The organism is Ideonella azotifigens, from assembly GCF_021043325.1.
In the GTDB taxonomy this organism is placed as follows: Bacteria; Pseudomonadota; Gammaproteobacteria; order Burkholderiales; family Burkholderiaceae_C; genus Ideonella; species Ideonella azotifigens.
The window spans coordinates 39,445-64,420 of record NZ_JAJNKD010000018.1; the positions used below are offsets into that span (position 1 = coordinate 39,445).

21 protein-coding genes and 1 tRNA gene are annotated in these 24,976 nt (G+C 65.9%); 18 read left to right on the forward strand and 4 right to left on the reverse strand.

Going from position 1 to position 24,976, the window contains the following annotated elements; translation table 11 throughout:
• Window positions 1-112 precede the first annotated feature (112 nt).
• Window positions 113-197, reverse strand: a tRNA-Leu gene (locus LRH25_RS26735).
• Window positions 198-348: 151 nt separating this feature from the next.
• Here LRH25_RS26735 and rnr point away from each other — a divergent pair.
• Entirely contained in the window at window positions 349-2,604 is a 2,256-nt protein-coding gene (gene rnr, locus LRH25_RS26740) for a ribonuclease R (RefSeq protein ID WP_141286967.1), read from the forward strand.
• Window positions 2,605-2,628: 24 nt separating this feature from the next.
• Here rnr and LRH25_RS26745 read toward each other — a convergent pair whose 3' ends face one another.
• On the reverse strand, window positions 2,629-4,233 hold the full coding sequence (locus tag LRH25_RS26745) for an NAD(P)H-hydrate dehydratase (RefSeq protein ID WP_231012860.1): 1,605 nt from the start codon (window positions 4,231-4,233) through the stop codon (window positions 2,629-2,631).
• Between the two features lie 49 nt (window positions 4,234-4,282).
• The gene (locus LRH25_RS26750) at window positions 4,283-5,551 is read right to left on the reverse strand and encodes an NAD(P)/FAD-dependent oxidoreductase (RefSeq protein WP_231012861.1); all 1,269 of its coding nucleotides are present in this window, start codon (window positions 5,549-5,551) and stop codon (window positions 4,283-4,285) included.
• 714 nt (window positions 5,552-6,265) lie between these two features.
• On the opposite strand from LRH25_RS26750, the gene rpsB reads away from it, so the two are divergent.
• The 16 genes from rpsB (at window position 6,266) to LRH25_RS26830 (ending at window position 21,476) form a co-directional block, all read left to right on the forward strand.
• A complete protein-coding gene (gene rpsB / locus LRH25_RS26755) occupies window positions 6,266-7,012 on the forward strand; it encodes a 30S ribosomal protein S2 (RefSeq protein ID WP_141289397.1) in 747 nt (248 codons plus the stop codon).
• 119 nt (window positions 7,013-7,131) lie between these two features.
• On the forward strand, window positions 7,132-8,055 hold the full coding sequence (tsf, locus tag LRH25_RS26760; protein WP_141289398.1) for a translation elongation factor Ts: 924 nt from the start codon (window positions 7,132-7,134) through the stop codon (window positions 8,053-8,055).
• Between the two features lie 96 nt (window positions 8,056-8,151).
• Window positions 8,152-8,862 (forward strand): UMP kinase, encoded by a 711-nt coding sequence (gene pyrH / locus LRH25_RS26765; protein ID WP_141289399.1) that lies wholly within the window; start codon window positions 8,152-8,154, stop codon window positions 8,860-8,862.
• 24 nt (window positions 8,863-8,886) lie between these two features.
• The gene (gene frr, locus LRH25_RS26770; RefSeq protein ID WP_141289400.1) at window positions 8,887-9,447 is read left to right on the forward strand and encodes a ribosome recycling factor; all 561 of its coding nucleotides are present in this window, start codon (window positions 8,887-8,889) and stop codon (window positions 9,445-9,447) included.
• 15 nt (window positions 9,448-9,462) lie between these two features.
• Window positions 9,463-10,233 carry a polyprenyl diphosphate synthase gene (gene uppS / locus LRH25_RS26775; RefSeq protein ID WP_141289401.1) on the forward strand — a complete coding sequence of 257 codons (771 nt, stop codon included), beginning with the start codon at window positions 9,463-9,465 and terminating at the stop codon, window positions 10,231-10,233.
• Window positions 10,234-10,240: 7 nt separating this feature from the next.
• On the forward strand, window positions 10,241-11,077 hold the full coding sequence (locus LRH25_RS26780) for a phosphatidate cytidylyltransferase (RefSeq protein WP_231012862.1): 837 nt from the start codon (window positions 10,241-10,243) through the stop codon (window positions 11,075-11,077).
• An 82-nt stretch (window positions 11,078-11,159) separates the two neighbouring features.
• Window positions 11,160-12,350, forward strand: coding sequence for a 1-deoxy-D-xylulose-5-phosphate reductoisomerase (locus LRH25_RS26785; protein ID WP_141287901.1), 1,191 nt, complete (start codon window positions 11,160-11,162; stop codon window positions 12,348-12,350).
• Window positions 12,351-12,361: 11 nt separating this feature from the next.
• Entirely contained in the window at window positions 12,362-13,729 is a 1,368-nt protein-coding gene (gene rseP / locus LRH25_RS26790; RefSeq protein WP_141287900.1) for an RIP metalloprotease RseP, read from the forward strand.
• An 11-nt stretch (window positions 13,730-13,740) separates the two neighbouring features.
• The gene (bamA, locus tag LRH25_RS26795) at window positions 13,741-16,086 is read left to right on the forward strand and encodes an outer membrane protein assembly factor BamA (protein WP_141287899.1); all 2,346 of its coding nucleotides are present in this window, start codon (window positions 13,741-13,743) and stop codon (window positions 16,084-16,086) included.
• Between the two features lie 2 nt (window positions 16,087-16,088).
• On the forward strand, window positions 16,089-16,592 hold the full coding sequence (locus LRH25_RS26800) for an OmpH/Skp family outer membrane protein (protein ID WP_141287902.1): 504 nt from the start codon (window positions 16,089-16,091) through the stop codon (window positions 16,590-16,592).
• 27 nt (window positions 16,593-16,619) lie between these two features.
• Window positions 16,620-17,666: a UDP-3-O-(3-hydroxymyristoyl)glucosamine N-acyltransferase gene (gene lpxD, locus LRH25_RS26805; protein WP_231012864.1), complete on the forward strand. Its 1,047-nt coding sequence runs from the start codon at window positions 16,620-16,622 to the stop codon at window positions 17,664-17,666.
• Complete coding sequence (gene fabZ, locus LRH25_RS26810) at window positions 17,663-18,112, forward strand: 3-hydroxyacyl-ACP dehydratase FabZ (RefSeq protein WP_141287897.1); 450 nt, start codon at window positions 17,663-17,665, stop codon at window positions 18,110-18,112. Before lpxD ends, fabZ begins: the two co-directional genes overlap by 4 nt.
• Window positions 18,113-18,119: 7 nt before the next feature.
• Complete coding sequence (lpxA, locus tag LRH25_RS26815) at window positions 18,120-18,908, forward strand: acyl-ACP--UDP-N-acetylglucosamine O-acyltransferase (RefSeq protein WP_141287896.1); 789 nt, start codon at window positions 18,120-18,122, stop codon at window positions 18,906-18,908.
• 16 nt (window positions 18,909-18,924) lie between these two features.
• A complete protein-coding gene (gene lpxB, locus LRH25_RS26820) occupies window positions 18,925-20,082 on the forward strand; it encodes a lipid-A-disaccharide synthase (RefSeq protein ID WP_231012865.1) in 1,158 nt (385 codons plus the stop codon).
• Window positions 20,054-20,686, forward strand: a complete 633-nt coding sequence (gene rnhB, locus LRH25_RS26825) for a ribonuclease HII (RefSeq protein WP_141285011.1) — start codon at window positions 20,054-20,056, stop codon at window positions 20,684-20,686. The genes lpxB and rnhB overlap by 29 nt, the downstream gene beginning before the upstream one ends.
• Before the next feature lie 13 nt (window positions 20,687-20,699).
• Window positions 20,700-21,476: a TrmH family RNA methyltransferase gene (locus LRH25_RS26830; RefSeq protein ID WP_141285009.1), complete on the forward strand. Its 777-nt coding sequence runs from the start codon at window positions 20,700-20,702 to the stop codon at window positions 21,474-21,476.
• Window positions 21,477-21,519: 43 nt separating this feature from the next.
• Here the strand turns inward: LRH25_RS26830 and ppsR are convergent, their stop codons facing one another.
• On the reverse strand, window positions 21,520-22,344 hold the full coding sequence (ppsR, locus tag LRH25_RS26835) for a posphoenolpyruvate synthetase regulatory kinase/phosphorylase PpsR (protein WP_141285007.1): 825 nt from the start codon (window positions 22,342-22,344) through the stop codon (window positions 21,520-21,522).
• Window positions 22,345-22,565: 221 nt separating this feature from the next.
• On the opposite strand from ppsR, the gene ppsA reads away from it, so the two are divergent.
• The gene (ppsA, locus tag LRH25_RS26840) at window positions 22,566-24,965 is read left to right on the forward strand and encodes a phosphoenolpyruvate synthase (protein ID WP_259372422.1); all 2,400 of its coding nucleotides are present in this window, start codon (window positions 22,566-22,568) and stop codon (window positions 24,963-24,965) included.
• Window positions 24,966-24,976: the final 11 nt, after the last annotated feature.

Genomic DNA, 24,976 nt, shown 5'->3' on the forward strand with positions numbered 1-24,976 from the left:
GCGTGCGATGCACGCCGCCCTGAAGATGAAAGCACAAGGCACGAAGGCGCAAAGCAAAAAGGCCAGCACTTTCGTGCCGGCCTTTTTTGTTCTTCTTCGTTCTTGTTATGCTTGGTGCCCAGGAGAGGACTCGAACCTCCACGGAGTTACCCGCTAGTACCTGAAACTAGTGCGTCTACCAATTCCGCCACCTGGGCATGCGCAGTACGTTTTGGAAGGCCGTTTGAAACAGCATATTCAAGAACGTTTCACTGCACAGATCTCGGCTGCGCATTGCGTCCAGCCGAAAGATAGGACTATACCATTAAAGCCAAAAACAATACAAGCGCCGCCGCGACGGCAGGCGCCATGCTGAACGACATCGAGGGCATCGTCCTCGGCCACCGCGACGGACACGGCTTCGTGCAGCGTGGCAACGGAGAACCCGACATCTATCTTCCGCCGCAGGAAATGCGGGCCGTGCTGCACCGTGACCGCGTGCTCGTGCGCGTGGCAAGGCTGGACCGCAAGGGCAGGCCCGAAGGGCGGGTCGTTGACATCCTGGAGCGCCGCAAGACGCCCATCATCGGCCGCCTGCTGCAGGAAAACGGCATCTGGCTGGTGGCGCCGGAAGACCGGCGCTACGGCCAGGACATCCTGGTCCCGAAAAACGGGATTGCGAATGCGGTGGCCGGGCAGGTCGTGGCGGTGGAACTGACCGAGCCGGCCTCGATGTATTCGCAGCCGGTGGGCCGCGTGACCGAGGTGCTGGGCCAGATCGACGACCCGGGCATGGAGATCGAGATAGCCGTGCGCAAGTACGAGGTGCCGCACCGCTTCTCGGCCGAAACGCTGGCCCAGGCGGCAGGACTGCCGGACAAGCTGCGCGCGGTCGACCTGAAGCAGCGCATCGATTTGCGCGACGTGCCGATGGTCACCATCGACGGCGAAGACGCTCGCGACTTTGACGACGCGGTCTACTGCGAGCCTTACCAGAGTGGCCGTGGTCGCACAGCGGTGAGCGGCTGGCGCCTGATCGTCGCCATTGCCGATGTGTCGCACTACGTGAAGCCGGGCGAGCCGCTGGACGTGGACGCCTACGAGCGCGCGACCTCGGTTTATTTCCCACGCCGGGTGATCCCGATGCTGCCGGAGAAGCTGTCCAACGGGTTGTGTTCGCTGAATCCGGAAGTCGACCGCCTGACGATGGCCTGCGACATGCTGGTCGACGAGCATGGCGACGTCACGGCCTACCAGTTCTACCCGGCGGTGATCTGCTCGCAGGCGCGGCTGACCTACACCGAGGTTGCCGCGGCGCTGGGCAACACCCGTGGCCCGGAGGCTGCGAAGCGTGCCGCGGTGCTGCCGCACCTGCTGCACCTGCACGAGGTCTATCGCGCACTGCTGAAATCGCGTCAGCGGCGCGGTGCGGTGGACTTCGAAACCACCGAAACGCAAATCGTCTGCGACGAAAACGGTCGCATCGAGAAGATCGTGCCGCGGGTGCGCACTGAGGCGCACCGGCTGATTGAAGAAGCCATGCTGGCGGCCAACGTCTGCGCGGCGGACTTCATTGCCCAAGCCCAGCATCCGAGCCTGTTCCGTGTTCACGATGGCCCCACGCCCGAGAAGCGCCTGACGCTGCAAAACTACCTCAAAAGCGTCGGCGTGGGCATGACGATCAGCGAGGATCCGGCGCCGGCCGAATACCAGGCCATCGCGACGGCGACCAAGGACCGCATTGACGCGGCGCAGATCCACGCGATGCTGCTGCGCTCGATGCAGCAGGCGCTGTACACGCCCGACAACGGCGGCCACTTCGGCCTGGCGTATGAGGCATACACCCATTTCACCAGCCCGATCCGCCGTTACCCCGACCTGCTGGTGCACCGGGTCATCAAGGCCATCCTGCAGGGCAAGCGCTTTCAGCTGAGCAGCGGCTCGCTGGTCGCGGGCGCCAAGCCCGGCACGCCACCGACCAAGCCGCCCAGGGTGTCTGCCGCCGAGCAGGCGGCATGGGACGGTGCGGGCGCGCATTGCAGTGCCAATGAACGCCGGGCGGACGAAGCCTCGCGCGACGTCGAAGCCTGGCTGAAGTGCCGCTACATGCGCGAGCGCCTGGGCGAGGAATTCTCTGGCACCGTCAGCGCAGTGACGACCTTCGGCGTGTTCGTTACGCTGGACGCGCTGTACGTCGACGGCCTGGTGCACATCACCGAGCTGGGTGGCGAGTACTTCCGCTTCGACGAGGCGCGCCAGGAGTTGCGTGGTGAACGCACGGGCGTGCGTTACGCCATCGGTGCACGGGTGCGCATCCAGGTCAGCCGCGTGGACCTGGACGGTCGCCGCATCGACTTCCGCATGATCCGCGAAAACGAAGCTGATCGACCGCCGGTCAAGGGGCGCACTCCGGCGCGGGGTGAAACGAAGGCGGTTGACGAACTGGCCGAGGTCCAGGCGGCCGACCGCGCGCAGCGCCGCGTGACCAGCGCGGCCAAGTCGGCCAGGGCTTCCAAGGGTTCGGCGCGCGGCACGGCAGGCAAGGGCGCCGCCCGCAAGGCTGCGGCTACCGGCAAGCCTGCGAAAGGCGGCAAACCCGCCAAGTCCCGCACCAGCGGCGCTTGAAGGCCGGCGGTCCGTGGCAGCGCCTCAGGGTGTGGGCTGCAGGAGCTGTGTCATGGCCGCCACCAGCTGACTGGCACGCAGCGGCAGCCGCAGATCGCCTGGGGCGATTTCCGCTGCCGCACCATGGACCCAGGCTGCCGCGCCGGCGGCCTGCATGGCCAGTAGCGTGGCGGCTTGCCAGCGTTGGTCAGTGTCGGCCGCATTCGCGTTTGGCGTCGGCATGGCGGACCAGGCTGCGCCCAGCCAGCCTGCCAACACGTCACCGCTGCCCGGCGTGGCCAGCCTGGCGTTGCCGCTGGCGTTGACGCAGGTCATGGCTGCCGGCCCGGCGATCACCGTGCCGGCGCCCTTGAGCAGCACCACGCTGCCACAGCGCAGTGCGAGTGCTTGAGCGGCCTGCAGCCGATGCTGCTGGATCTCTGCTGTCTGGACACCTGCCAGCCGCGCGGCTTCGAGCGGGTGCGGCGTCAACACGCTGGCGAGCCCGGCGGAGCGGCGCTGCTGCAGTGCGCGCAGCAAGGCGTCGCTCGCCGCGATGGCGTTCAGGGCGTCCGCGTCCAGCACCAGCCTGCCGGCGCGTGCCAGCACTTCGGGCAACAGCGCGGCGATTGTTCCTCCGCCGCCGCAACCGCAGACCACGGTGGCCGCCTCCAGCACGCCCGGCTTCTGCCAGTCGGCGGTGGTTCTCTGCATCAGCTCGGGCCACAGCGGGTCGACCTCGGTCGCGCCTGACAGTGCTGCCAGGTAGACGCGGCCGGCGCCGCCCGTCAGCGCCGCGCGGGCGGCGAGCCAGGCGGCGCCGGTCATGCCCTGCGCTCCGGCGATGACCCAAAGGTCGCCAAAGCTGCCCTTGTGCTGTGCATGGTGGCGCGCAGGCCATGCGGCTTGCGCCGCTTCGCTGCGCAGCAGCCGTGCGCTGGCGCCTGCGGCCAACGCCGCGTCGGTCTGGCCCAGGGTGTCCAGCCAGATGCGGCCGGCCAGGTCGCGGCCGTGATGGGTGAACAAGCCGGGCTTGAGTGTCAGCAGCGACAGCGTGTGCTGCGCCTGCACGGCCAGCTCGCCGCTCGGGTCCAGCACACGGCCTGTGTCAGCGCACAAGCCGGTCGGCAGGTCCACGGCCAGGGTCAGCGTGCCGGCTTGCTGGCGTTGCCACGCGACCAGCGTGGCGATCGGACCGTCGGGCGGTCGGCTTTGGCCCAGGCCCAGCAGCGCGTCCACAATCAGGTCTTCGCGGGAGGCGCCGGATGCTGGCGGCGCGTCGGAGAAGGGCACGCCGGCATCGCGTGCGGCCTCGAAGGCCTGGTGCGCATCTGCCGGCAGCCGGCCTGTGTCACCGACCTGCACCACCCGCACCCGCCGTCCGGCCTGGTGCAGTTGCCGCGCGGCCACCAGGCCATCACCGCCATTGTTGCCAGGGCCGGCCAGCACCCAGACGCAACCCTGGTCGGCATGCATGCGTGGCGTGATGGCCAGCGCCAGGCGTGCCACTGAAAGCCCGGCAAGTGCCATCAGGTGGCCGGGTGCAGGCTGCTGCGCGAGTGCCTGCGCCTCCAGTGAGCGCGAGGCTGCGCTGTCGTGCAGCCAGGCGGGTCCGCTGGTCAGCGCGTCATGCAGGGCTGCTGTGGGCAATGAAGTTGTAGGCTGGCGCATGGCCAGGCCAGCCTACCACCGTGCCGGCTCAACGCCAGCGCTGTGGACTGAGGGCGCTGCAGTCGATCAGCGGGGTGCCGCCGGAGATCATGGTGGTGAGCGCGCTGGCGGCGCCCATGGCCAGGGCGGTGCCGTGGTCCGGGTGGCCCAGGTTCAGCCACAGGCCGGGCAGGCCACTGGCGCCAAGCACGGGCGCGCCGTCGGCGGGTGCCACGCGGCTGGCTTGCCAGACCGGGTGGTGGCCGTGCCTGGCGGCGCCCGGGAACCAGAGGTCCAGCGCGGCATACAGCCGCTCGACCGTCTCCGGCTCCGCTTGTTGCCTGGCGTCTGGCTCTGACCACATGGCGGTGGCCCGAACCCTGTCCCCGAGGCGGGTCAGCGTGATCTGCTGCTGAGCATCGGTCAGCGCGCTGCGGGGGCCGGGGTCGGGCATGGCCTCGGGCAGGCTCATCGGTGCGGTCAGCGAGCAGCCGCCAGCCGCGCGAAGTGGCAGCTTGACGCCCAGCTCACGCAACAGGCTGGTGCTGCCCAGGCCGCCGCACAGCAGCACCGCGTCAAAGCGTCCGCTGCCGCTGGGGGTGCCGATCTCGGGCGGCGGTTCAGGCCGGGTGTCGCCGTCGCTTGCGGCGGCGCGGGGCGGCGGGTTGCTGCGCTGCCAGTGCAACTGGACCGGCTGGCCGGGCGTGATGCGCTGCACGCTGCTGTCCAGGTGAAAGCGGGCGCCCGCCCGCTGGGCGGCCATGCGCAGCTGCTGGCTCAGCTGGCGGGTGTTGACCACCGGTGCGCCTGGCAGGTGCAGCGCGGCATGCAGTGGAGCCTCGGGATTCAAGGCGGGTTCGAACTGGCGGATCTGCGAGGCATCGAGCAGCGAATGGGCAATGCCGGCGCTGGCCAGTTGCGACAGGTCTGGTGCCAGCGCCTTCAGTTCCTTCTCGGTGCGCAGCAGCAGGGTCCAGCCCTGGCTGTGCGCGTGGTCCAGGTGCAGCGCAGGCGTCAGCTCCTGCAGCAACGAGGCGCTGGCCAGCGCGAGCAGGCGCTGGGTATCGCGCTGGGCCTGCTGCGATGCGGTGACGGTGGCTTTCGGTCCGCCCAGCCACGCAGTCAGCTTGCGCCAGCCACGGCGCGGCCGGACCAGGGCTTGCAGGGCGATCGGGAGCATCAGGCCTGCGTCGGCAAAGCTGGCGCCCGCAGCGATGCTGCCGTGCTGTTCGAAGACTTCGACCCTGTGGCCTGCCCGCGCGAGCGCCAATGCACTGCTCACGCCACTGATGCCGGCGCCGATCACTGCGACATGCATGCGCAGCTCCTGAATGGAAAGGCGGGGCCTGGGGCGTTGGCGAGGCAGGTGATCACAGGGCAGATGGCGCCGGGCGCACGAACAACAAGGAGGGGAGGGCGAGAGGGTGGGAAAATCGGATGAGGCGAGAAGGCCGGCGACACCGTCAGCAGCGCGTGACCGCAAGCGCAGCGGGTCGGCGCTTGTGGGCGCGACAGGGCTCTGAGCCGAGCGTGGTTTGCGCGCAGGGGGCAAAAGTGTGCAGCCGTGCCATCGGGTAACCACCTGTCAAGCGGCAGCATTGTGCCTGTGCGCTGCCGCTGCTGCCGGCGACGGGCGCAGCTTGGCGGCGTTCGTGGGGTCCGTGCAACCCGGCCCCGGCACATGGCTTGACATGTGCGGCCCGGATCGGGCTTGCCAGCCTGCTATACTCCTTGGGTTTAGCCGACAGCTGTTTGCCGAATGCCGCCGTTTTGTGCTTTTTGAGCGCGAAGGGCCGGTGCGGAGCAGGTGGTGTTGATTGGCTGAGCCGGCCTTGCGGCTGGCTGGGCAGTGGCGCAGGTGGTGAGCACCCGCGGCGCGGTCTGGCTGGTCAACGTAGCGACTTAGCGACGCAGGGCCGAATTCGCGAACCCGGCCTATCAAGGTGTCGCGTGCTGCCAGTTCCCAGGATGATGGAGGGGATGGCAGTGGCGATGGTTGCCGGGATTCAAGACCCAACCTTTGGAGTTTTCCATGTCTGTCTCAATGCGTGAAATGCTGGAAGCCGGTGTCCACTTCGGTCACCAAACCCGCTTCTGGAACCCCAAGATGGCCCCGTACATCTACGGCCATCGCAACAAGATCCACATCATCAACCTGGAAAAGACGCTGCCCAAGTTCGAGGAAGCGTTGAAGTTCATCCGCCAGCTGTCCAGCAAGCGCGGGAGCATCCTGATGGTGGGCACCAAGCGCCAGGCCCGCGACGTGGTCGCGATGGAAGCCCAGCGCGCCGGCATGCCTTTTGTCGACCAGCGCTGGCTCGGCGGCATGCTGACCAACTTCAAGACCGTCAAGGGTTCGCTGAAGAAGCTGAAGGACATGCAGTCCGTCAAGGATTCCGGCTCCGAAATGCGGATCAAGAAGGAAGCCCTGCTGTTCGACCGCGAACTGGCCAAGCTGGAAAAGGACATCGGCGGCATCCAGGACATGGGTGCGCTGCCTGACGCGCTGTTCGTGATCGACGTGGGCTTCCACAAGATCGCCGTCGCCGAAGCCATCAAGCTGGGCATTCCGGTGATCGGCATCGTCGACACCAACCACTCGCCCGAAGGCGTGGACTACGTGATCCCAGGCAACGACGACTCGGCCAAGGCCGTGGCGCTGTATGCCAAGGCGGTTGCCGATGCCGTGCTGGAAGGCAAGGCCAACGCCGGCCACGACCTGGTCCAGGCTGTTGCAGCCGATGGTGACGAGTTCGTCGAAGTCAGCGAAGAAGCTTGATCGAGGCGCCTGAGCGCCAATGAGAAAGGGGCTGCTTCAGCCCCTTTTTCACACCCCGATCGAAACCTGATGAAACGCCCGGCAGCCCTGGTGGCTGCCACCGAAACGGAGAGAGAAAAATGGCCATTACCGCAAGCATGGTTGCCGAACTGCGTGGCAAGACCGACGCCCCGATGATGGAGTGCAAGAAGGCACTGACCGAAGCCGAAGGCGACATGGTCAAGGCTGAAGAGCTGCTGCGCGTCAAGCTGGGCACCAAGGCCGGCAAGGCCGCTTCGCGCGTGACCGCCGAAGGCGTGGTGTCGAGCTTCATCGAAGGCACGACCGGCGCGCTGCTGGAAGTGAACTGCGAAACCGACTTCGTCACCAAGAACGACAGCTTCCTGGCCCTGACCAAGGCCGCGGCCGAACTGATCGCCAAACACGGCCCGGCTGACGTGGCCGCGCTGGGCGCACTGCCTTACGAGCAGGACGGCTTTGGCCCGACGCTGGAAGACGTGCGCAAGGGCCTGATCGGCAAGATCGGCGAGAACATGTCTTTCCGCCGCTTCCAGCGCTGGTCGAACGGCGGCGCACTGGCCGGCTACCTGCACGGCACCCGCATCGGTGTCGTGGTGGAGTTTGATGGCGATGCCGTCGCCGCCAAGGACGTGGCCATGCACGTGGCCGCCATGAAGCCGGTGGCATTGACCTCCGGCGACGTGCCAGCTGAGCTGATCGCCCGTGAGCGCTCGGTCGCGACCGCCAAGGCCGCCGAAGACGCCGCCAAGGCAACCGCGGAAGGCAAGCCGGTGCAGTCCGACGAAATCGTGGCCAAGCGCATCGAAGGCGGCGTGCAGAAGTACCTGAAGGAAGTCTCGCTGTTCAACCAGGTCTTCGTGAAGGCCGCTGATGGCAAGCAGACCGTCGAGCAGATGCTGAAGGCTGCCGGCACCACGGTGAAGGGCTTCACGCTCTACGTGGTCGGCGAAGGCATCGAGAAGAAGGTCGACGACTTCGCAGCCGAAGTGGCCGCGCAAGTCGCGGCCGCCAAGGGCGGCTGAGTCAGCCCTCTGTACGTGGCAGCAACTCTGATCGAGAGGCTGCCGCGTACACTTTCAGCCGATTCACAAGATCCACGCTCCACAGGGAAGAAAACAATGCCAGCCTACAAGCGCATCCTGCTCAAACTGTCCGGCGAAGCCCTGATGGGCGACGACTCGTACGGCATCAACCGCGCGACCATCGTGCGCATGGTGCAGGAAGTGCAGGAGGTCACCGAACTGGGCTGTGAAGTCGCGGTGGTGATCGGCGGCGGCAACATCTTCCGTGGCGTGGCTGGCGGCTCGGTCGGCATGGACCGCGCGACGGCCGACTACATGGGCATGCTGGCCACGGTGATGAACGCCCTGGCCCTGGCCGACACGATGCGCCAGGAAGGCATGACGGCCCGTGTGATGTCGGCCATCGCGATCGACCAGGTGGTCGAGCCCTATGTGCGCCCGAAGGCGCTGCAGTATCTCGAAGAAGGCAAGGTGGTGGTGTTCGCTGCCGGCACCGGTAATCCCTTCTTCACGACCGACACGGCTGCAGCGCTGCGCGGCGCCGAGATCGGCGCGCAGATCGTGCTGAAGGCCACCAAGGTGGACGGCGTGTACACCGCGGATCCCAAGAAGGACCCGACGGCCACGCGCTACACCAACATCAGCTTCGACGAAGCCATTTCCAAGAATTTGCAGGTGCTGGACGCGACCGCCTTTGCGCTGTGCCGCGACCAGAAACTGCCCATCAAGGTGTTTTCCATCTTCAAGCCCGGCGCGCTCAAGCGTGTGGTCATGGGCGAGGACGAGGGCACCCTGGTGCACGTCTGACCTCTCGACAGGAGTGCCAACATCATGACGATTGCCGACATCAAGAAGACCGCCGAGACGAAGATGGCCAAGTCCATCGAATCATTCAAGGGCGAGTTGCAGAAGATCCGCACTGGCCGGGCCCATCCGGGCATCCTGGACCAGGTCAGCGTGGACTATTACGGCTCGATGGTGCCCATCAGCCAGGTGGCCAATGTGAGCCTGCTGGACGCACGCACGATCAGCGTGCAGCCCTGGGAAAAAGGCATGGGCGCGAAGATCGAGAAGGCCATCCGCGAGTCGGACCTGGGCTTGAACCCGGCCTCGCAGGGCGACCTGATCCGCGTGCCGATGCCGGCGCTGACTGAGGAGCGCCGCCGCGACCTGACCAAGGTCGTGCGCAACACGGGCGAGGACGCGAAGGTGGCCGTGCGCAACCTGCGCCGCGATGCCAATGAGCAGCTGAAGAAGCTGCTGAAGGACAAGCTGGCGACCGAGGACGAGGAGCGTCGCTCGCAGGACGAAGTGCAGAAGCTGACCGATCGCACCATTGGCGAGATCGACAAACTGGTGCAGGGCAAGGAAGCCGACATCCTGGCGGTCTGAGGTCGACAAAGGTACATGGTCGACCTGTCCAATTTCCTCCGCGGCGGCGCTGCGGCCAAGCCTGACTCCGCGCTGCCGCGCCACGTTGCGATCGTGATGGATGGCAACGGGCGCTGGGCCAAGAAGCGCTTCATGCCGCGCATCTTCGGCCACAAGTTCGGCATGGAAGCGCTGGTGCGCGTCATTGACGACTGCCACCGCCGCGGCATCCAATACCTGACGGTCTACGCCTTTTCTTCCGAGAACTGGAAGCGGCCAGACGAGGAAGTGTCCGGCCTGATGAACCTGGTGCTGGTGGGTGTTTCGAAGTACCTGGCCAGGCTGGCCGACAAGGGTGTTCGCATCCATGTGGCCGGTGACCGCAGCAAGGTCTCCGAGCGGGTCTGCCAGGCGTGGCATCACGCCGAGACCACGACCGCGGGCAACACCGGGCTGGAGCTGACCGTGGCCTTCAACTACGGTGGCCGCTGGGACATCGTGCAGGCCTGCAAGCGGGCCATCGCCGATGGCCTGGCGCCCGAGGCGCTCAGCGAAGAAGCTTTGAGCAAGTACATGGCGCTGGGCTATGCGCCGGATCCGGACCTGTTCATCCGCACCGGCGGTGAGGTGCGCATCAGCAATTTCCTGTTGTGGCAGCTGGCCTATGCCGAGCTGCATTTCACCGATTGCCTGTGGCCGGATTTCGACGAGGCCGAACTCGACAAGGCGATTGCCGTCTTCGCTTCGCGCGACCGTCGCTTCGGTGGCGTCAAGCCGTCACCTTCCACTCAAGAGGCTTCGGCCTGAGACCCAGATGCTGCTTCAGCGTGTGATCACCGCACTGGTGCTGCTCGCACTGCTGCTGCCAGCCTTGTTGGTCGTCAACCCCCTGCCGTTCGCGTTGCTCAGTTTGGTGCTGATCGGCCTGGGGGGCTGGGAGTGGGGGCGGTTGAATGGGCTGAAGGGCGTGTCGCCGGTGGCGCTTGGCCTGTTGGTGCTGCTGCTGTGCGGCCTGGCCTGGTGGGCGGGCTGGGTGGCGCGCATGCCAGCGGCCGGTTGGTGGCTGGCCACGGCCTGCTGGGTGCTGGGTGGCGCCGCGGCGCTGCGGGCTGGCCCGAGCGCGTGGCCGCAGCGGGCCCAGGGCCTGCGCCTGCTGATTGGCGTGCTGGTGCTTTGCGCCGCCTGGCTGGCGCTGACTGCTGCGCGGGCCCGCGGCTTGAATTTCATCCTGTCCTGCTTCTGCGTGGTCTGGATGGCCGACATTGCGGCCTACTTCGGTGGGCGTGCCTTCGGCCGCCACAAGCTGGCGCCGGCCATCAGTCCCGGCAAAAGCTGGGAAGGTGTCTGGTCCGGCATGCTGGGCGTGCTGGTGCTGGGCGTGTTGTGGATGCAACTGGAGCCCGTCTGGTTCGGCAGTGCCAGCAGCGTCTTTGCCCAGCTCTGGGCGCGCTTGGGTTGGCTGGGCTGGCCGGTGGCGCTGGTGTTCCTGTCCGCGCTCAGCGTGATGGGCGATCTGGTGGAGTCGATGGCCAAGCGGGCCGTGGGCGCCAAGGATTCCAGCGCCTTGCTGCCTGGGCATGGGGGCATCCTGGACCGTGTGGATGCCTTGCTGCCGGTGTTGCCGGCCATCATGGCCTTGACCAGCTTTTGAGCAGTCCTTTCACGCCGCGCCGCGCCGTCCCGCGATGGCGCAGACTGTGATGTCGGCCTCTTACGTTTTGACGGACTTGTCCATGACCACTCGCCAGCGTCTTTGCATTCTGGGCGCCACCGGTTCGATCGGGACCAGCACCCTGGACGTGGTGGCGCGCCACCCCGATCGTTTCGAGGTCGTCGCCCTGACCGGCCATGCGCGGGTGCCTGAGTTGCTTGCGCAGCTGCGCCAATGGCAACCACGCTTCGCGGCGATGAGCGACCCGGCTGCTGCGGCCGAATTGCGCCGGCAGGTGCGAGAAGCCGGTTTGCCAACCGAGGTGCTGGAAGGCCCGCAGGCGCTGGTCGAGCTGGCCGCGCACGAAGACGTGGACAGCGTGATGGCGGCCATCGTCGGCGCTGCAGGTTTGCCGGCCTGCATGGCCGCTGCACTGGCCGGCAAGCGCCTGCTGCTGGCCAACAAGGAAGCGCTGGTGGTGGGCGGTGCGCAGTTCATGGCCGCCGTGCGGCAGGGCGGTGCGCAATTGCTGCCGATCGACAGTGAACATTCGGCCATCTTCCAGTGCCTGCCGGAAGACCGCGGCACCTGGGCCCAGCGCATTGATCACATCGTGTTGACGGCATCCGGCGGGCCTTTCCGCCAGCGCGACCCGGCCAGCCTGGCCGACGTGACGCCGGACCAGGCCTGCGCGCACCCGAACTGGGTCATGGGCCGCAAGATTTCGGTCGACTCGGCGACGATGATGAACAAGGCGCTCGAAGTGATCGAGGCGCGCTGGCTGTTCGACCTGCAGCCCGAGCAGGTGCAGGTGGTGATCCATCCGCAGAGCATCGTGCACTCGATGGTGGTCTGCCGCGACCAGTCGGTGCTGGCGCAAATGGGCACGCCCGACATGCGCGTGCCCATTGCCTACGGGCTTTCCTTCCCCGCGCGCATCGCCTCCGGCGCCCAAGCCTTGAACTTCCTGAGCCTGCCGCCCTTGACCTTCGAGGCGCCGGAGCGCAGCCGCTTTCCCGGCCTGTTCCTGGCCTGGGACGCGCTGCGGGGGCCGCACGGCAGCACTGCCGTGCTGAACGCGGCCAATGAGGAGGCGGTGGCGGCCTTCCTGGACGGCCGGCTCGGCTTCAACGCCATCCACCAGGCCAATGCGGCAACGCTCGAAGCCTTGCCACCCAAGCTGGACCTTCAGGCGCCTGTCGAGGCCCTGCTGGCGCTGGACCAGGAAGCGCGCGCTGTGGCTCGGGCTGTCATTGCGACTCTGCAACGCTGAGGCGGACTGAGATGGGCTATTACTTCGTTGGCATCGTGTTGATGCTGGGCATCTTGATTCCCATCCATGAGTACGGCCACTACCGTGTCGCTCGATGGTGGGGTGTGCGGATTCATCGGTTTTCGATTGGCTTTGGTCCCGTGCTATGGCGGCGGCAGGCCGGTCCGGATGCCACGGAGTTCACCCTTTCTGCGCTGCCGCTGGGTGGCTATGTGAGGATGTTGGACTCGAGAGAAGGGCCGGTTGCCCATTCGGAGCTAGGGCGTGCTTTTGATCGGCAGCCTTTGAGGGCGCGCATCAGCATTGTGCTGGCCGGACCGCTCGCCAATCTGGCGCTCGCCGTGCTGCTCTACGCTGCCGTCGGCTGGCTGGGCAATGAGGAGCCGCGGGCGGTCTTGGCTACGCCGCCTGCCAACAGTCTTGCCGAAAAAATTGGCTTGCAGGCTGGTGATCAGGTCGTGGCGGTATCGCGTGGTGGCCAGGTGTGGCGTGAACTTAGCGCGATGAGCGAACTGCAGTGGGCGTTGATGCAGGCGCTGTTGGACGGCCAACCGCTTCAGTTGCAGGTGGCCAACCAACAAGGCGAACGTCGTCGTACGCTGACGCTACCGCTTGATCAATTCGCAGGGCAGGAGCCGAGTGTCGATGTGCTTCGACTGGTGGGCATAGGCGCACCATTTCGCGAACCGATGATCGATGCTGTTCTGCCAGGCGGCGCAGCAGCGCAGGCCGGTCTTCAGGCGGGCGACCGCGTGCTGAGCATCGATGGCGAATCCATTCGGGATGCCCAGATGTTGCTGGACCGGATCAGGGGCGCGGGAAGCCTCACGGTGCCCGTCATGCAATGGCAGGTCGAGCGAGCCCAGCAACGGGTGTTGTTGGTGGTCGAGCCGCGCAAGGTGACTGAAGCGGGTCGCACGATTGGTCGCATTGAGGCGCAGGTGGGTGCGCCGGAGTCGACAACGCTCGTGCAACTGGGCTTCTGGGATGGCTTGAGTGCTGGTTGGACGCGCACTGGCGAAATGGCCTGGACCAGCTTGCGCATGCTTGGGCGCGTGGCGACTGGACAAGCTTCTTTACGCAATATCAGCGGGCCGTTGACGATGGCCGACTACGCAGGGAAGGCGATCAAGCGCGGGCTGGTTTACTACCTGGCCTACCTGGCCTTCGTCAGCGTCAGCCTGGGCGTGCTCAACCTGCTGCCGCTGCCGATGCTCGACGGGGGGCACCTGATATATTATCTTTTTGAGGCGGTGACCGGCAGGCCGGTGTCCGACCAGTGGCTCACGTGGCTGCAACGTGGCGGTGCGCTGGTGCTGCTGTTGATGATGTCCATCGCCCTATCCAACGACGTGGCCCGCTTCCTGGGCCTGCAGTGACACTCCTCCCGATGCGATTTTCCCCTCTAGCAAGTTTCTTGCGGCCGGTGCCGGCCTGCGTGGCTCTGATGGCCGCGGGCTTCGCGCAAGTCAGCCTGGCTGTCGAACCTTTCGACATTCGCGACATCCGCGTCGAAGGCTTGCAGCGCAGCGACCCGGGCAGCGTGTTCGCTGCCTTGCCTTTCCGCGTTGGCGACGCCTACAACGATGACAAGGGCGCTGCGGCACTGCGAGCCTTGTTTGCCACCGGCCTGTTCAAGGACGTGCGCATCGAGCTCGATGGCAAGGTCGTGGTGATCATCGTCGATGAGCGTTCGTTCATCGCATCGGTCAACTTCAGCGGCCTGAAGGAGTTCGACAAGGACACCCTCGCCAAGGCGCTGAAGGACAACGGCATTGCAGAAGGCCAGCCGTACGACAAGGCCGTGATCGATCGCGCCGAGCAGGAAATCAAGCGCCAGTACCTGTCGCGCAGCCTGTACGGTGCCGAAGTCGTGACCACCGCGACGCCGGTGGGCGGCAACCGCGTGGACATCACCTTCAACGTGACCGAAGGCAGCGTTGCGAAGATCGGCGACATCCGCATCCTCGGCACGCACGCCTTCTCCGAGTCCACGCTGCTGGGCCTGATGGACCTGACCACTGGCGGCTGGCTGACCTGGTACACCAAGTCCGACCGCTATGCCCGCACCAAGCTCAATGCCGACCTGGAAAAGATCCGCTCGTACTACCTGAACCGCGGCTATCTGGAGTTCGACATCACTTCGTCCCAGGTGACGATCTCGCCGGACAAGCAGAACATCGACATCTCGGTCACGGTCTCCGAAGGCCAGCCCTATGTGGTGGCAGGTGTGCGGCTGGAAGGCGAGTTCCTGGGCCGCGAAGCCGACTTCCGCAACCGTGTCGTGGTTCGGCCCGGCGAGGCCTATCGCGGGGACGATGTGACCGCCACGACGCGGCTGTTCACCGATCTTTACGCCAGCTACGGCTACGCTTTCGCCAAGGTCGAATCGCGGCCGGAGATTGATCGCAAGACCGGCCAGGTCGTGCTGGTGCTGCAAGGTGCGCCAGGCCAGCGTGTGAATGTTCGCCGCGTCAACATTGCCGGCAACTCCATCACCCGCGACGAAGTCATTCGCCGCGAGTTCCGGCAGTTCGAAGGTGCCTGGTACGACGGCAACAAGATCAAGCTCTCGCGCGACCGTGTCGAGCGACTGGGCTTCTTCAATGAGGTGACGGTCGAGACCAACGAGGTGCCGGGTTCGCCCGACCAGGTCGACCTGGTGATCACCGTGACCGAAAAGCCGACCGGCAGCCTGCAGTTGTCTGCCGGCTTCTCCAGTGCTGACCGGCTCTCGCTGAGTGCGTCGATCCGCAAGGAAAACGTCTTCGGCAGCGGCAACTACCTCGGCTTCGACATCAACACCAGCAGGTCCAGCCGAAGCCTGTCGGTCAGCACGGTGGACCCGTACTTCACCGATGATGGCGTGTCGCGTGCCATCGAGGTGTACTACCGAACCTCCAAGCCAATCAACAGCCGGGGCGACAAGTTCGAGCTGGCCACGCCGGGTGCCTCGATCCGGTTTGGTGTGCCGTTTACCGAGTTCGATACCGTGTTCTTTGGCGTCGGCGGTGAAGAGACCGTCATTGGCACCTCAGAGGGCCTGCCGCTGAGCTACACCAAGTACGTCGACACCTTTGGTCGCTACAGTTGGGCCACGCCGCTGACGGTGGGCTGGGCGCGGGAAGAGCGCGACAACCCGGTGTCGCCGACACGGGGTCAATACAAGCGCATCAACCTGGACTTGAGCCTCATCGGCGACGTGCGGTACGCGCGCCTGAACGGTCAGATGCAGCACTTCATGGCCGTGCCGTATTTCCCCAAGCTCACCTTGGGCCTGAACGGTGAAATTGGGTATGGCGCAGGGCTGGGTGGTTTGCCTTATCCCACTTTCAAGAATTTCTATGGTGGCGGCCTCGGTTCAGTCCGTGCCTTCGAGCCGAATTCGCTGGGCGACGTGGACGTCACCGGCGTCTACAACGGCGGCAACAAGCGCCTGAACCTGAATGCGGAAATGTATTTCCCGGTGCCAGGCACCGGAAACGACAAGAGCTTGCGCATCTTCACGTTTGCGGACGCTGGCAATGTGTGGGGCGACCACGCAGGCACCGTGACGCAGCAAGACCGTGATCGTGGCCGCACAGGCAGCCTCACCGACATCCGCGCCTCTGCCGGTTTTGGCCTCAGCTGGATCTCGCCTGTGGGCCCATTGAAGATGAGTTACGGCACGCCTTTGCGTTCTTTCAGCGGGGATAAAATCCAGCGCTTCCAGTTTCAGATCGGAACGGCCTTTTGATGATGACTTCGCTTTTGAAATCCCTGTTGGCCGCCGTGGCCCTGTGCGCTGCGCTGGGTGTGTCCGCGCAGGAGCTGAAGATCGGCTATGTCAATGGCGAGCGGGTGCTGCGCGAAGCCACGCCGGCGAAAGCGGCCCAGGCCAAGCTGGAAGCCGAGTTCAAGAAGCGGGAAACCGAGCTGAACGACGTTGGCACCAAGCTGCGCGCCGCGATGGACAAGCTGGACAAGGACGGACCGACATTGCCCGAGGCTGAGCGTAGCCGCCGCCAGCGTGACCTGTCCGACCAGCAGCGCGACTTCGACCGCAAGCGCCGCGAATTGCTGGAAGACCTGAACCAGCGCAAGAACGAAGAGCTTGCCGCGGTGACCGAGCGCGCCAGCAAGGTCATCAAGCAGATCTTCGAACAGGAAAAGTACGACCTGATCCTGCAGGAAGTCGTGTTTGCAGGCCCGCGAGTGGACATCACCAAGAAGGTGATCGACGCGTTGAACGCCGGCAAGTGAATTGCGGCGGCACGAACAATGAACCAAATGCCGGGTGCGACCGCTCCGGTCCGCCTGGCAGAGATTGTTCAGGCCCTGGGCGGTGAATTGGTGGGCGATGCAGCGCTGGAGATCCGGCGCATCGCCTCATTGGAGGCGGCTGACGCGCACAGCATCAGCTTTCTGGCCCAGGCCCGTTTGCGGGCCTTGCTGGACACGACGCAGGCAGGCTGCCTGATCGTGCGGGCCGACCTGAGCGAGGCGGCTCAGGCCCGCGGTGCGGTGATCGTCACCGCCGATCCCTACCTCTACTATGCCCGGCTGTCACGCTGGTGGGCTGAGCGCCGCCGTGCCGCGGTCAAGACCGGCGTGCACGCCAGCGCCGTGATCGGTGAAGGCGTGCGGCTGCATCCCACGGCGAGCATTGGCCCGCAAGCGGTGATCGACGACGGTGCGTTCATTGGCGAAGGCGTGATCATTGGCGCGCACTGCCATGTGGGCGCTGCGGCCGTGATCGGCGCACACACCCGCCTGGCCGCGCATGTGGTATTCGCCGAGGCCTGCCGCATCGGCGAGCGAGGCATGCTGCAAAGCGGCGCGGTCGTCGGCGGAGACGGTTTCGGTTTTGCGCCGTTCGAAGGGCGCTGGGAAAAGATCGAACAGCTTGGCACGGTGCAGATCGGCGACGATGTCGACATTGGCGCCAACACCTGCGTGGACCGTGGCGCGTTGGACGACACGGTGCTGGCCAATGGCGTGAAGCTGGACAACCTGATCCAGATCGCCCACAACGTGCGCATTGGCGAACACACGGCCATGGCCGCCTGCGTGGGCGTGGCCGGCAGCGCGCGCATTGGCGCCCATTGCCTGATCGGTGGTGCGGCGCTGATCCAGGGCCACATCGAGATCGTCGACCATGTGCAGGTATCGGCCGGCAGCTTCGTGATGCACTCGCTGCGCCAGCCGGGTCATTACAGCGGCATCTTTCCGATCGATACCAACGCGAACTGGGAAAAGAACGCAGCCACGCTGCGCCAGTTGTATACCCTCAGAAGTCGCGTGCGCGCGCTTGAACAGCAGAACAAGACACCATGACCCCGACGATGGACATCCACGAGATCCTCAAGCGCCTGCCGCACCGTTACCCCATCCTGCTGGTCGACCGCGTGCTGGAGATGGAAAAGCACGTTCGCATCAAGGCGCTGAAGAACGTGTCGATCAACGAGCCGGTGTTCCTGGGCCACTTCCCGCACCGCCCGGTGATGCCGGGCGTGTTGATCCTGGAAGCCCTGGCCCAGGCGGCTGCGCTGCTGTCCTTCGCGTCCAACGATGTCGATCCAGGTGACGACATGGTGGTGTATTTCGCCGGCATCGATGGCGCCCGTTTCAAGCGGCCGGTCGAGCCGGGCGACCAGTTGATCCTGGAAGCTTCCATCGAACGTGTGAAGTCCAGCATCATCAAGTACAAGGCCCGCGCGACGGTGGACGGCGAGCTCGCCGCCGAGGCCGAGCTGATGTGCACGATGCGCAAGATCTGCTGAGTCCGCCATGACGCAGATCCACGCCACTGCGCTGGTGGACCCGGCGGCCGAGCTGCATGAGTCGGTGCAGGTGGGAGCCTACAGCCTGATCGGCCCGCATGTGCGCATCGGTGCCGGCACGGTGATCGGCCCGCACTGCGTGATTGAAGGTCACACGACCATCGGCGAGCAGAACCGCTTCTTCCAGTTCAGCTCCATCGGCGCGGTGGCGCAGGACATGAGCTATGCCGGCGAACCGGCGGCGCTGGAGATTGGCGACCGCAACACGGTGCGCGAGTTTTGTACCCTCAACCTCGGCACGGCCAAGGAAGATGGCATCACCCGCATTGGCTCGGACAACTGGATCATGGCCTATGTGCACGTGGCCCATGATGTGCGCCTGGGCAGCCACAACGTGCTGGCCAACGGCGTCACGCTGGCCGGCCATGTGCATGTGGGTGACTGGGTGACGATTGGTGGCCTCAGTGGCGTGCTGCAGTTCGTGCACATCGGCTCGCAGGCGATGGTCGGGTTCCAGGCCCATGTCTCGCAGGATGTGCCGCCCTTCATGACGGTAGACGGCAACCCGCTGGTGGCTCGCGCGGTCAACCTGACCGGCCTGCGTCGCCGTGGCTTCAGCAACGAGCGCACCACGGTGATCCGGCAGCTGCACAAGCTGCTGTACCGCTCGTCGCTGACGCTGGAGCAGGCCGTCGAAGGCATGACGGCGCTGAAAGGCCTGCGGCCCGAGGCTGATGCTGACATCGACACGATGCTGGACTTCCTCGCGGCCGCCAAGCGCGGCATCGTGCGCTGAGCGCCGGCCCGCACCCATGACGAACCCGGCCCCGCGCCTGGCAATGGTGGCCGGCGAAGCTTCTGGCGACCTGCTGGCCAGCCTGCTGCTCAAAGGCCTGCACGCACGCTGGCCAGGCACGCAGGCGACCGGCATTGGCGGGCCGCGCATGATTGCCGAGGGCTTCAGTGCCTGGTGGCCCAGCGCCAAGCTGTCGGTGTTCGGCTACGTGGACGCCTTGATGCATTTGCGCGAGTTGCTGCGCATCCGCAGCCAGTTGCGCGAGCGCCTGCTGGTCGAGCGGCCGGACGTCTTCATCGGTGTCGACGCGCCCGATTTCAACTTCGGCCTGGAGACTGCATTGCGAGCCGGTGGCCTGCGCACGGTGCACTTCGTCTGTCCGTCGATCTGGGCCTGGCGCGGAGAGCGCGTCAAGAAGCTGGCCGCCGCGGCGGACCATGTGCTGTGTCTGTTCCCGTTCGAGCCAGCGCTATTGGCCGAACACGGCGTGGCCGCGACCTTCGTAGGCCATCCGCTGGCCGACCTGATTCCGCTGGCGCCGCCACGCGAAGCCGCGCGGCAGGCGCTGGGCCTCGGCGCCGGGGACACCATCGTCGCGCTGCTGCCCGGCAGCCGCCGCAGCGAGATTCGCCACATTGCACCCGCGCTGCTGCAAGCCGCGGTGCAGATGGCGGCAGCGTGGCCTGTGCAACGGGGGCCGCTGCGCTTTGTCGTCCCGGTCGCGCCTGGTTTGCGGCCACTGTTGCTGCCGCTGCTGGCCCAGCACGCGCCCGGGCTCGCGGTCGACCTGGTGGATGGTCGCTCGCACGAAGTGCTGGCCGCCTGTGACGTGACGCTGCTGGCCAGTGGCACGGCCACGCTGGAGGCCGCGCTGTTCAAGCGGCCGATGGTGATCGTCTACCGCCTGCACTGGTTGAACTACCGCATGATGCGTGGCAAGGCTTATCTGCCCTGGCACGGCCTGCCCAACATCCTGGCGCGTGAATTCCTGGTGCCCGAGCTGATCCAGGACCAGGCGACGCCGCAAGCCATTGCCCGCGAAGCGCTGGCCTGGCTGGACAATCCGGACCGCTGCGCCCAACTGGCGCAGCGTTTTGAAACCATGCACCTCACGCTGCGCCAGGACACGGCGCGCAAGGCCAGTGATGCCATCGCGACGCTCCTCCAAGCCTGAGCAGATTCACCTGCACTTCGAAGTGGCCGGCCTGATCGCCGGCGTGGACGAGGCCGGGCGCGGCCCGCTGGCCGGACCGGTGGTGGCTGCGGCCGTCATCCTCGACGAACTGCAGCCCATTGCCGGCCTGAAGGATTCGAAAGTGCTGACGGCGCGCAGGCGCGAGGCGCTGTTCGACGAGATCCGCGCCAAGGCCTTGTGCTGCGCCATCGCCCAGGCAAGTGTCGAAGAGATCGACCAGTTCAACATCCTGCAGGCGACGATGCTGGCGATGCGCCGCGCGGTCGAAGGCCTGCGCCTGCTGCCTGCCAAGGTGCTGGTGGACGGCAACCGGCTGCCGGTGCTGAAGATGCCGGGTGAAGCCATCGTCGACGGTGACGCCAAGGTCCAGTCGATTTCGGCGGCCTCCATCCTGGCCAAGGTGCACCGCGACCGGCTGTGCCTGGACATGCACGCGCAGTGGCCGCACTACGGCTTCGACAGCCACAAGGGCTACCCGACGCCCGAACACCTGGCAGCCTTGCGTGCCCACGGCGCCGCGCCGGTGCACCGCCGCAGCTTTGCGCCGGTGCGTGCCTGCCTGCCTGGCCTCGACGCCTGCTGACCTTCGCCTGCCCATGAACCACGAAGAGGCCGAGCGCCTGAGCGCACGCGACAACCCGCTGCTGCAGCGCATCCGCAAGCTGGGTGCGGAGCCGGCGGCTTATCGCAAGCTCGGCTCGATCTGGCTGGAGGGTGACCACCTGGTCGACGCGGCGCTGCGCCGCGGCTGGGCGCTGGAGGTCCTGGTGATGACCGAATCGGCCTGGCGCGAGCGGGTCGACTGGCGGGTCTGGGCCGACCATGCAGGCCGCTGCGTGCAGTTGCCCGAGGCGCTGTTCCGCAGCCTCAGCACCTTGGAGTCACCGGCGCGCATCGGCGCCTTGGTGGCCTGGCCGGCCAGCCCGGCCTTGCTGTCGGACCAGCCTGGCGTGGTGCTGGATCGCCTGCAGGATGCCGGCAACGTGGGCAGCATCCTGCGCAGCGCGGCGGCCTTTGGTGTCAAGCAGGTGCTGGCGCTGAAGGGCACCGCGGCGCTGTGGTCACCCAAGGTGCTGCGCGCCGGCATGGGCGCACACTTTGCGCTGCAGCTGGTCGAGGGGCTGCTGCCCGAAGACCTGGCGCCGCTGCAATTGCCGCTGCTGGCCACCAGTTCGCATGCCGGCCTGGTGCTGGGCGAAAGCCAGCTACCTCAGCCCTGCAACTGGGTGCTGGGCCATGAAGGGCAGGGCATTGACGCGGCATTGATGGCGCGTTGCTCCCACACCGTGAGCATTCCGCAGCCGGGCGGCGAAGAGTCGCTGAACGTGGCCGCGGCGGCGGCGATCTGCCTTTTTGCGACACGCCATCGCTGAAACCGCTCGCTTGAGCGAAGGGCTTCGGCGGACGGCCTGACGATCAGTAGATCAGCCGGTCTGGCCGGATGTCGCGCAGGATGGTGGTGGCGATTTCCTCGATCGACTTGTGCGTCGAGCTGAGCCACGAAATGCCGCTGCGCTTCATCATGACCTCGGCCTCGTTGACCTCGTAGCGGCAGTTCTCGATGGACGCGTATTTGCTGCCCGGACGGCGCTCGTTGCGGATGTGCTGCAGGCGGTCCGGGTCAATGGTCAGGCCAAAGCATTTGCGCTTGTGCGGAGAGAGCGAACTGGGCAGGTGGCCGCGCTCGAAGTCTTCGGGGATAAGCGGGTAGTTGGCGGCCTTGATGCCGTGCTGCATCGCCAGGTAGAGCGAGGTCGGCGTCTTGCCGCTGCGACTCACGCCGACCAGGATCACGTCAGCAGATTGCAGGTTGCGCGAGGATTGGCCGTCATCGTGCGCCAACGAGAAGTTGATCGCCTCGATGCGGTCGTTGTACTCCTGGCTCTTGGCGGCATCCGAGAAGCGGCCCACCCGGTGGTTGGACTTCAGGTTGAATTCGATTTCCAGCGGCTCGATGAAGGACTGGAACATGTCCATCACCATGCCTTTGCAGGTTTCGCCGGTCAGGATGGCGCGGATCTCCACGCTGGCCAGCGTCAGGAAGACGATGGGCCGTTTGCCTTCGTGCTCGGCCGTGGTGTTGATCTCGTCCACCACGGCGTTGGCTTTCTCGACGCTGTCGATGAACGGCCTGCGCACATGGCGTGGCTTGGCCGTGAACTGCGCGAGGATGGAATTGCCGAAGGTCTCCGCGGTGATGCCGGTACCGTCGGAAACGTAGAAAACACTGCGGTTGGGCATGAATGCACGCGAGGGTTTCAGGGATGGTTTGCCGATGATAGGCAATCCGTCCGTAGAATGGCGCGCATCTCGCATCCTTTGGCCGCGATCTGCTCGCGGCAACCCCCGGCGTTCATGAGCCCCTGCAGTCTCGTCATCGAATTTCAGCGCGCTGCAGCGCGGGCTCCGTCATGGGTGGGTTGGACAGCGGCACAGGTTTTTTGTCATCAAGGAGCTTTCCCGTGTCTACAACCAACCTGGCGACCGCCCTGGTCGCGCCGCTTGAAGAACTGAGGATGAACGACGTCGAGGTCGTTGGCGGGAAAAACGCCAGCCTCGGCGAAATGATCAGCCAGCTGGCCGCCTCCGGCGTGCGGGTGCCGGGTGGCTTCGCCACCACGGCGCATGCCTTTCGCGAGTTCCTGAAACACGGCGGCCTGACCGAGAGGATCAACGCCCGCCTGTCCAGGCTGGACACGGAAGACGTCCGGGCGCTGGCCGAGGCCGGTGCCGAGATCCGCCAGTGGGTCATCGACGCGCCGTTCCCGCCGGACTTCGAGGCCGCTGTGCGCGCCGAGTTCGAGCGTGTGGTGGCCGGCTCGCCGTCGGCCAGCTGGGCCGTGCGCTCGTCGGCCACTGCCGAAGACCTGCCGGACGCTTCTTTCGCTGGTCAGCAAGAGACCTTCCTGAACGTGCATGGCATTGAAGACGTGCTGCACAAGATGAAGGAAGTCTTTGCCTCGCTCTACAACGACCGCGCCATCAGCTACCGCGTGCACAAGGGCTTCGCCCACGCCGACGTGGCGCTGTCTGCCGGTGTGCAGCGCATGGTGCGCTCGGACGTCGGCGCTGCCGGCGTGATGTTCACGATCGACACCGAGTCCGGCTTCAAGGACGTGGTCTTCATCACCTCCAGCTACGGCCTGGGCGAGACCGTGGTGCAGGGCGCCGTGAACCCGGACGAGTTCTACGTGCACAAGCCGGCGCTGGCCGCCGGCAAGTTCGCGGTGATCCGCCGTGGCCTGGGCTCCAAGCTGATCCGCATGGAGTTCGCCAGCGACGACGAGCGCCTGGCCACCGGCAAGCTGGTGAAGACCGTGGACACGCCGCCCGAGCTACGCAACCGCTACTCGCTGAACGACGCCGATGTGACCGAGCTGGCCAGGTACGCCGTGATCATCGAGAAGCACTACGGCCGCCCGATGGACATCGAGTGGGGCAAGGACGGTGTGGACGGCAAGCTCTACATCCTGCAGGCCCGGCCCGAGACCGTGCGCAGCCAGGCCGAAGGCCAGGTCGAGCTCCGCTACAAGCTCAAGGGCCAGAGCGCGGTGCTGGCCGAGGGCCGCGCGATCGGCCAGAAGATTGGCACCGGTCCGGTCCGCCTGGTCAGCTCGATTGCCGAGATGGACCGCGTGCAGCCCGGCGATGTGCTGGTCACCGATATGACCGATCCGAACTGGGAACCGGTGATGAAACGGGCCTCGGCGATTGTCACCAACCGCGGCGGCCGGACCTGCCACGCGGCCATCATCGCGCGTGAACTGGGCATTCCGGCGGTGGTCGGCTGCGGTGATGCGACCGACACGCTGAGCGACGGCGCGCTGGTCACGGTGGCCTGCTCCGAAGGCGACACCGGCTACGTCTACGACGGCCTGCTGGAAACCGAAGTCACCGAAGTGCTGCGCGGCGAACTGCCGTACTGCCCGGTGAAGATCATGATGAATGTCGGCAACCCGCAGCTGGCTTTCAACTTCGCGCAGCTGCCGAATTCCGGCGTCGGCCTGGCCCGGCTCGAGTTCATCATCAACAACAACATCGGCGTGCACCCGAAGGCCATCCTGGACTATCCGAACGTCGACAAGGACCTGAAGAAGGCGGTCGAGTCGGTGGCCCGTGGCCATGCCTCGCCGCGTGCGTTCTATGTCGACAAGCTGACCGAAGGCATCGCGACGATTGCCGCCGCCTTCTGGCCCAAGTCTGTCATCGTGCGTTTGTCTGACTTCAAGTCCAACGAGTACAAGAAGCTGATCGGCGGTTCGCGCTACGAGCCGGACGAAGAGAACCCGATGCTGGGCTTCCGCGGCGCCTCGCGCTACATCAACAGCGAGTTCGCCGATGCCTTCGGCATGGAATGCGAAGCGCTCAAGCGCGTGCGCAACGACATGGGCTTCACCAACGTCGAGATCATGGTGCCCTTCGTGCGCACGGTGCGCCAGGCCGAGAAGGTCGGTGAGTTGCTGGCGGGCCGCGGCCTGAAGCGCGGCGTCGACGGCCTGCGCCTCATCATGATGTGCGAAGTGCCGAGCAACGCCATCCTGGCTGAGCAGTTCCTGGAGCACTTCGACGGCATGTCCATCGGCTCCAACGACCTGACGCAGCTGACGCTGGGCCTGGACCGCGACTCTGGCCTGGAGCAGCTGGCCGATGACTTCGACGAGCGCGACCCTGCCGTCAAGGCCATGATTTCGCGCGCCATCGCCGCCTGCCGGGCCACCGGCAAGTACGTGGGCATCTGCGGCCAGGGCCCGAGCGACCATCCGGATTTCGCTGACTGGCTTGCGGCCGAAGGCATCGTGTCGATCTCGTTGAACCCGGACTCGGTCATCGAGACCTGGACTCGCCTGGCCGGCAACAAGTAGGCCAGGCAACA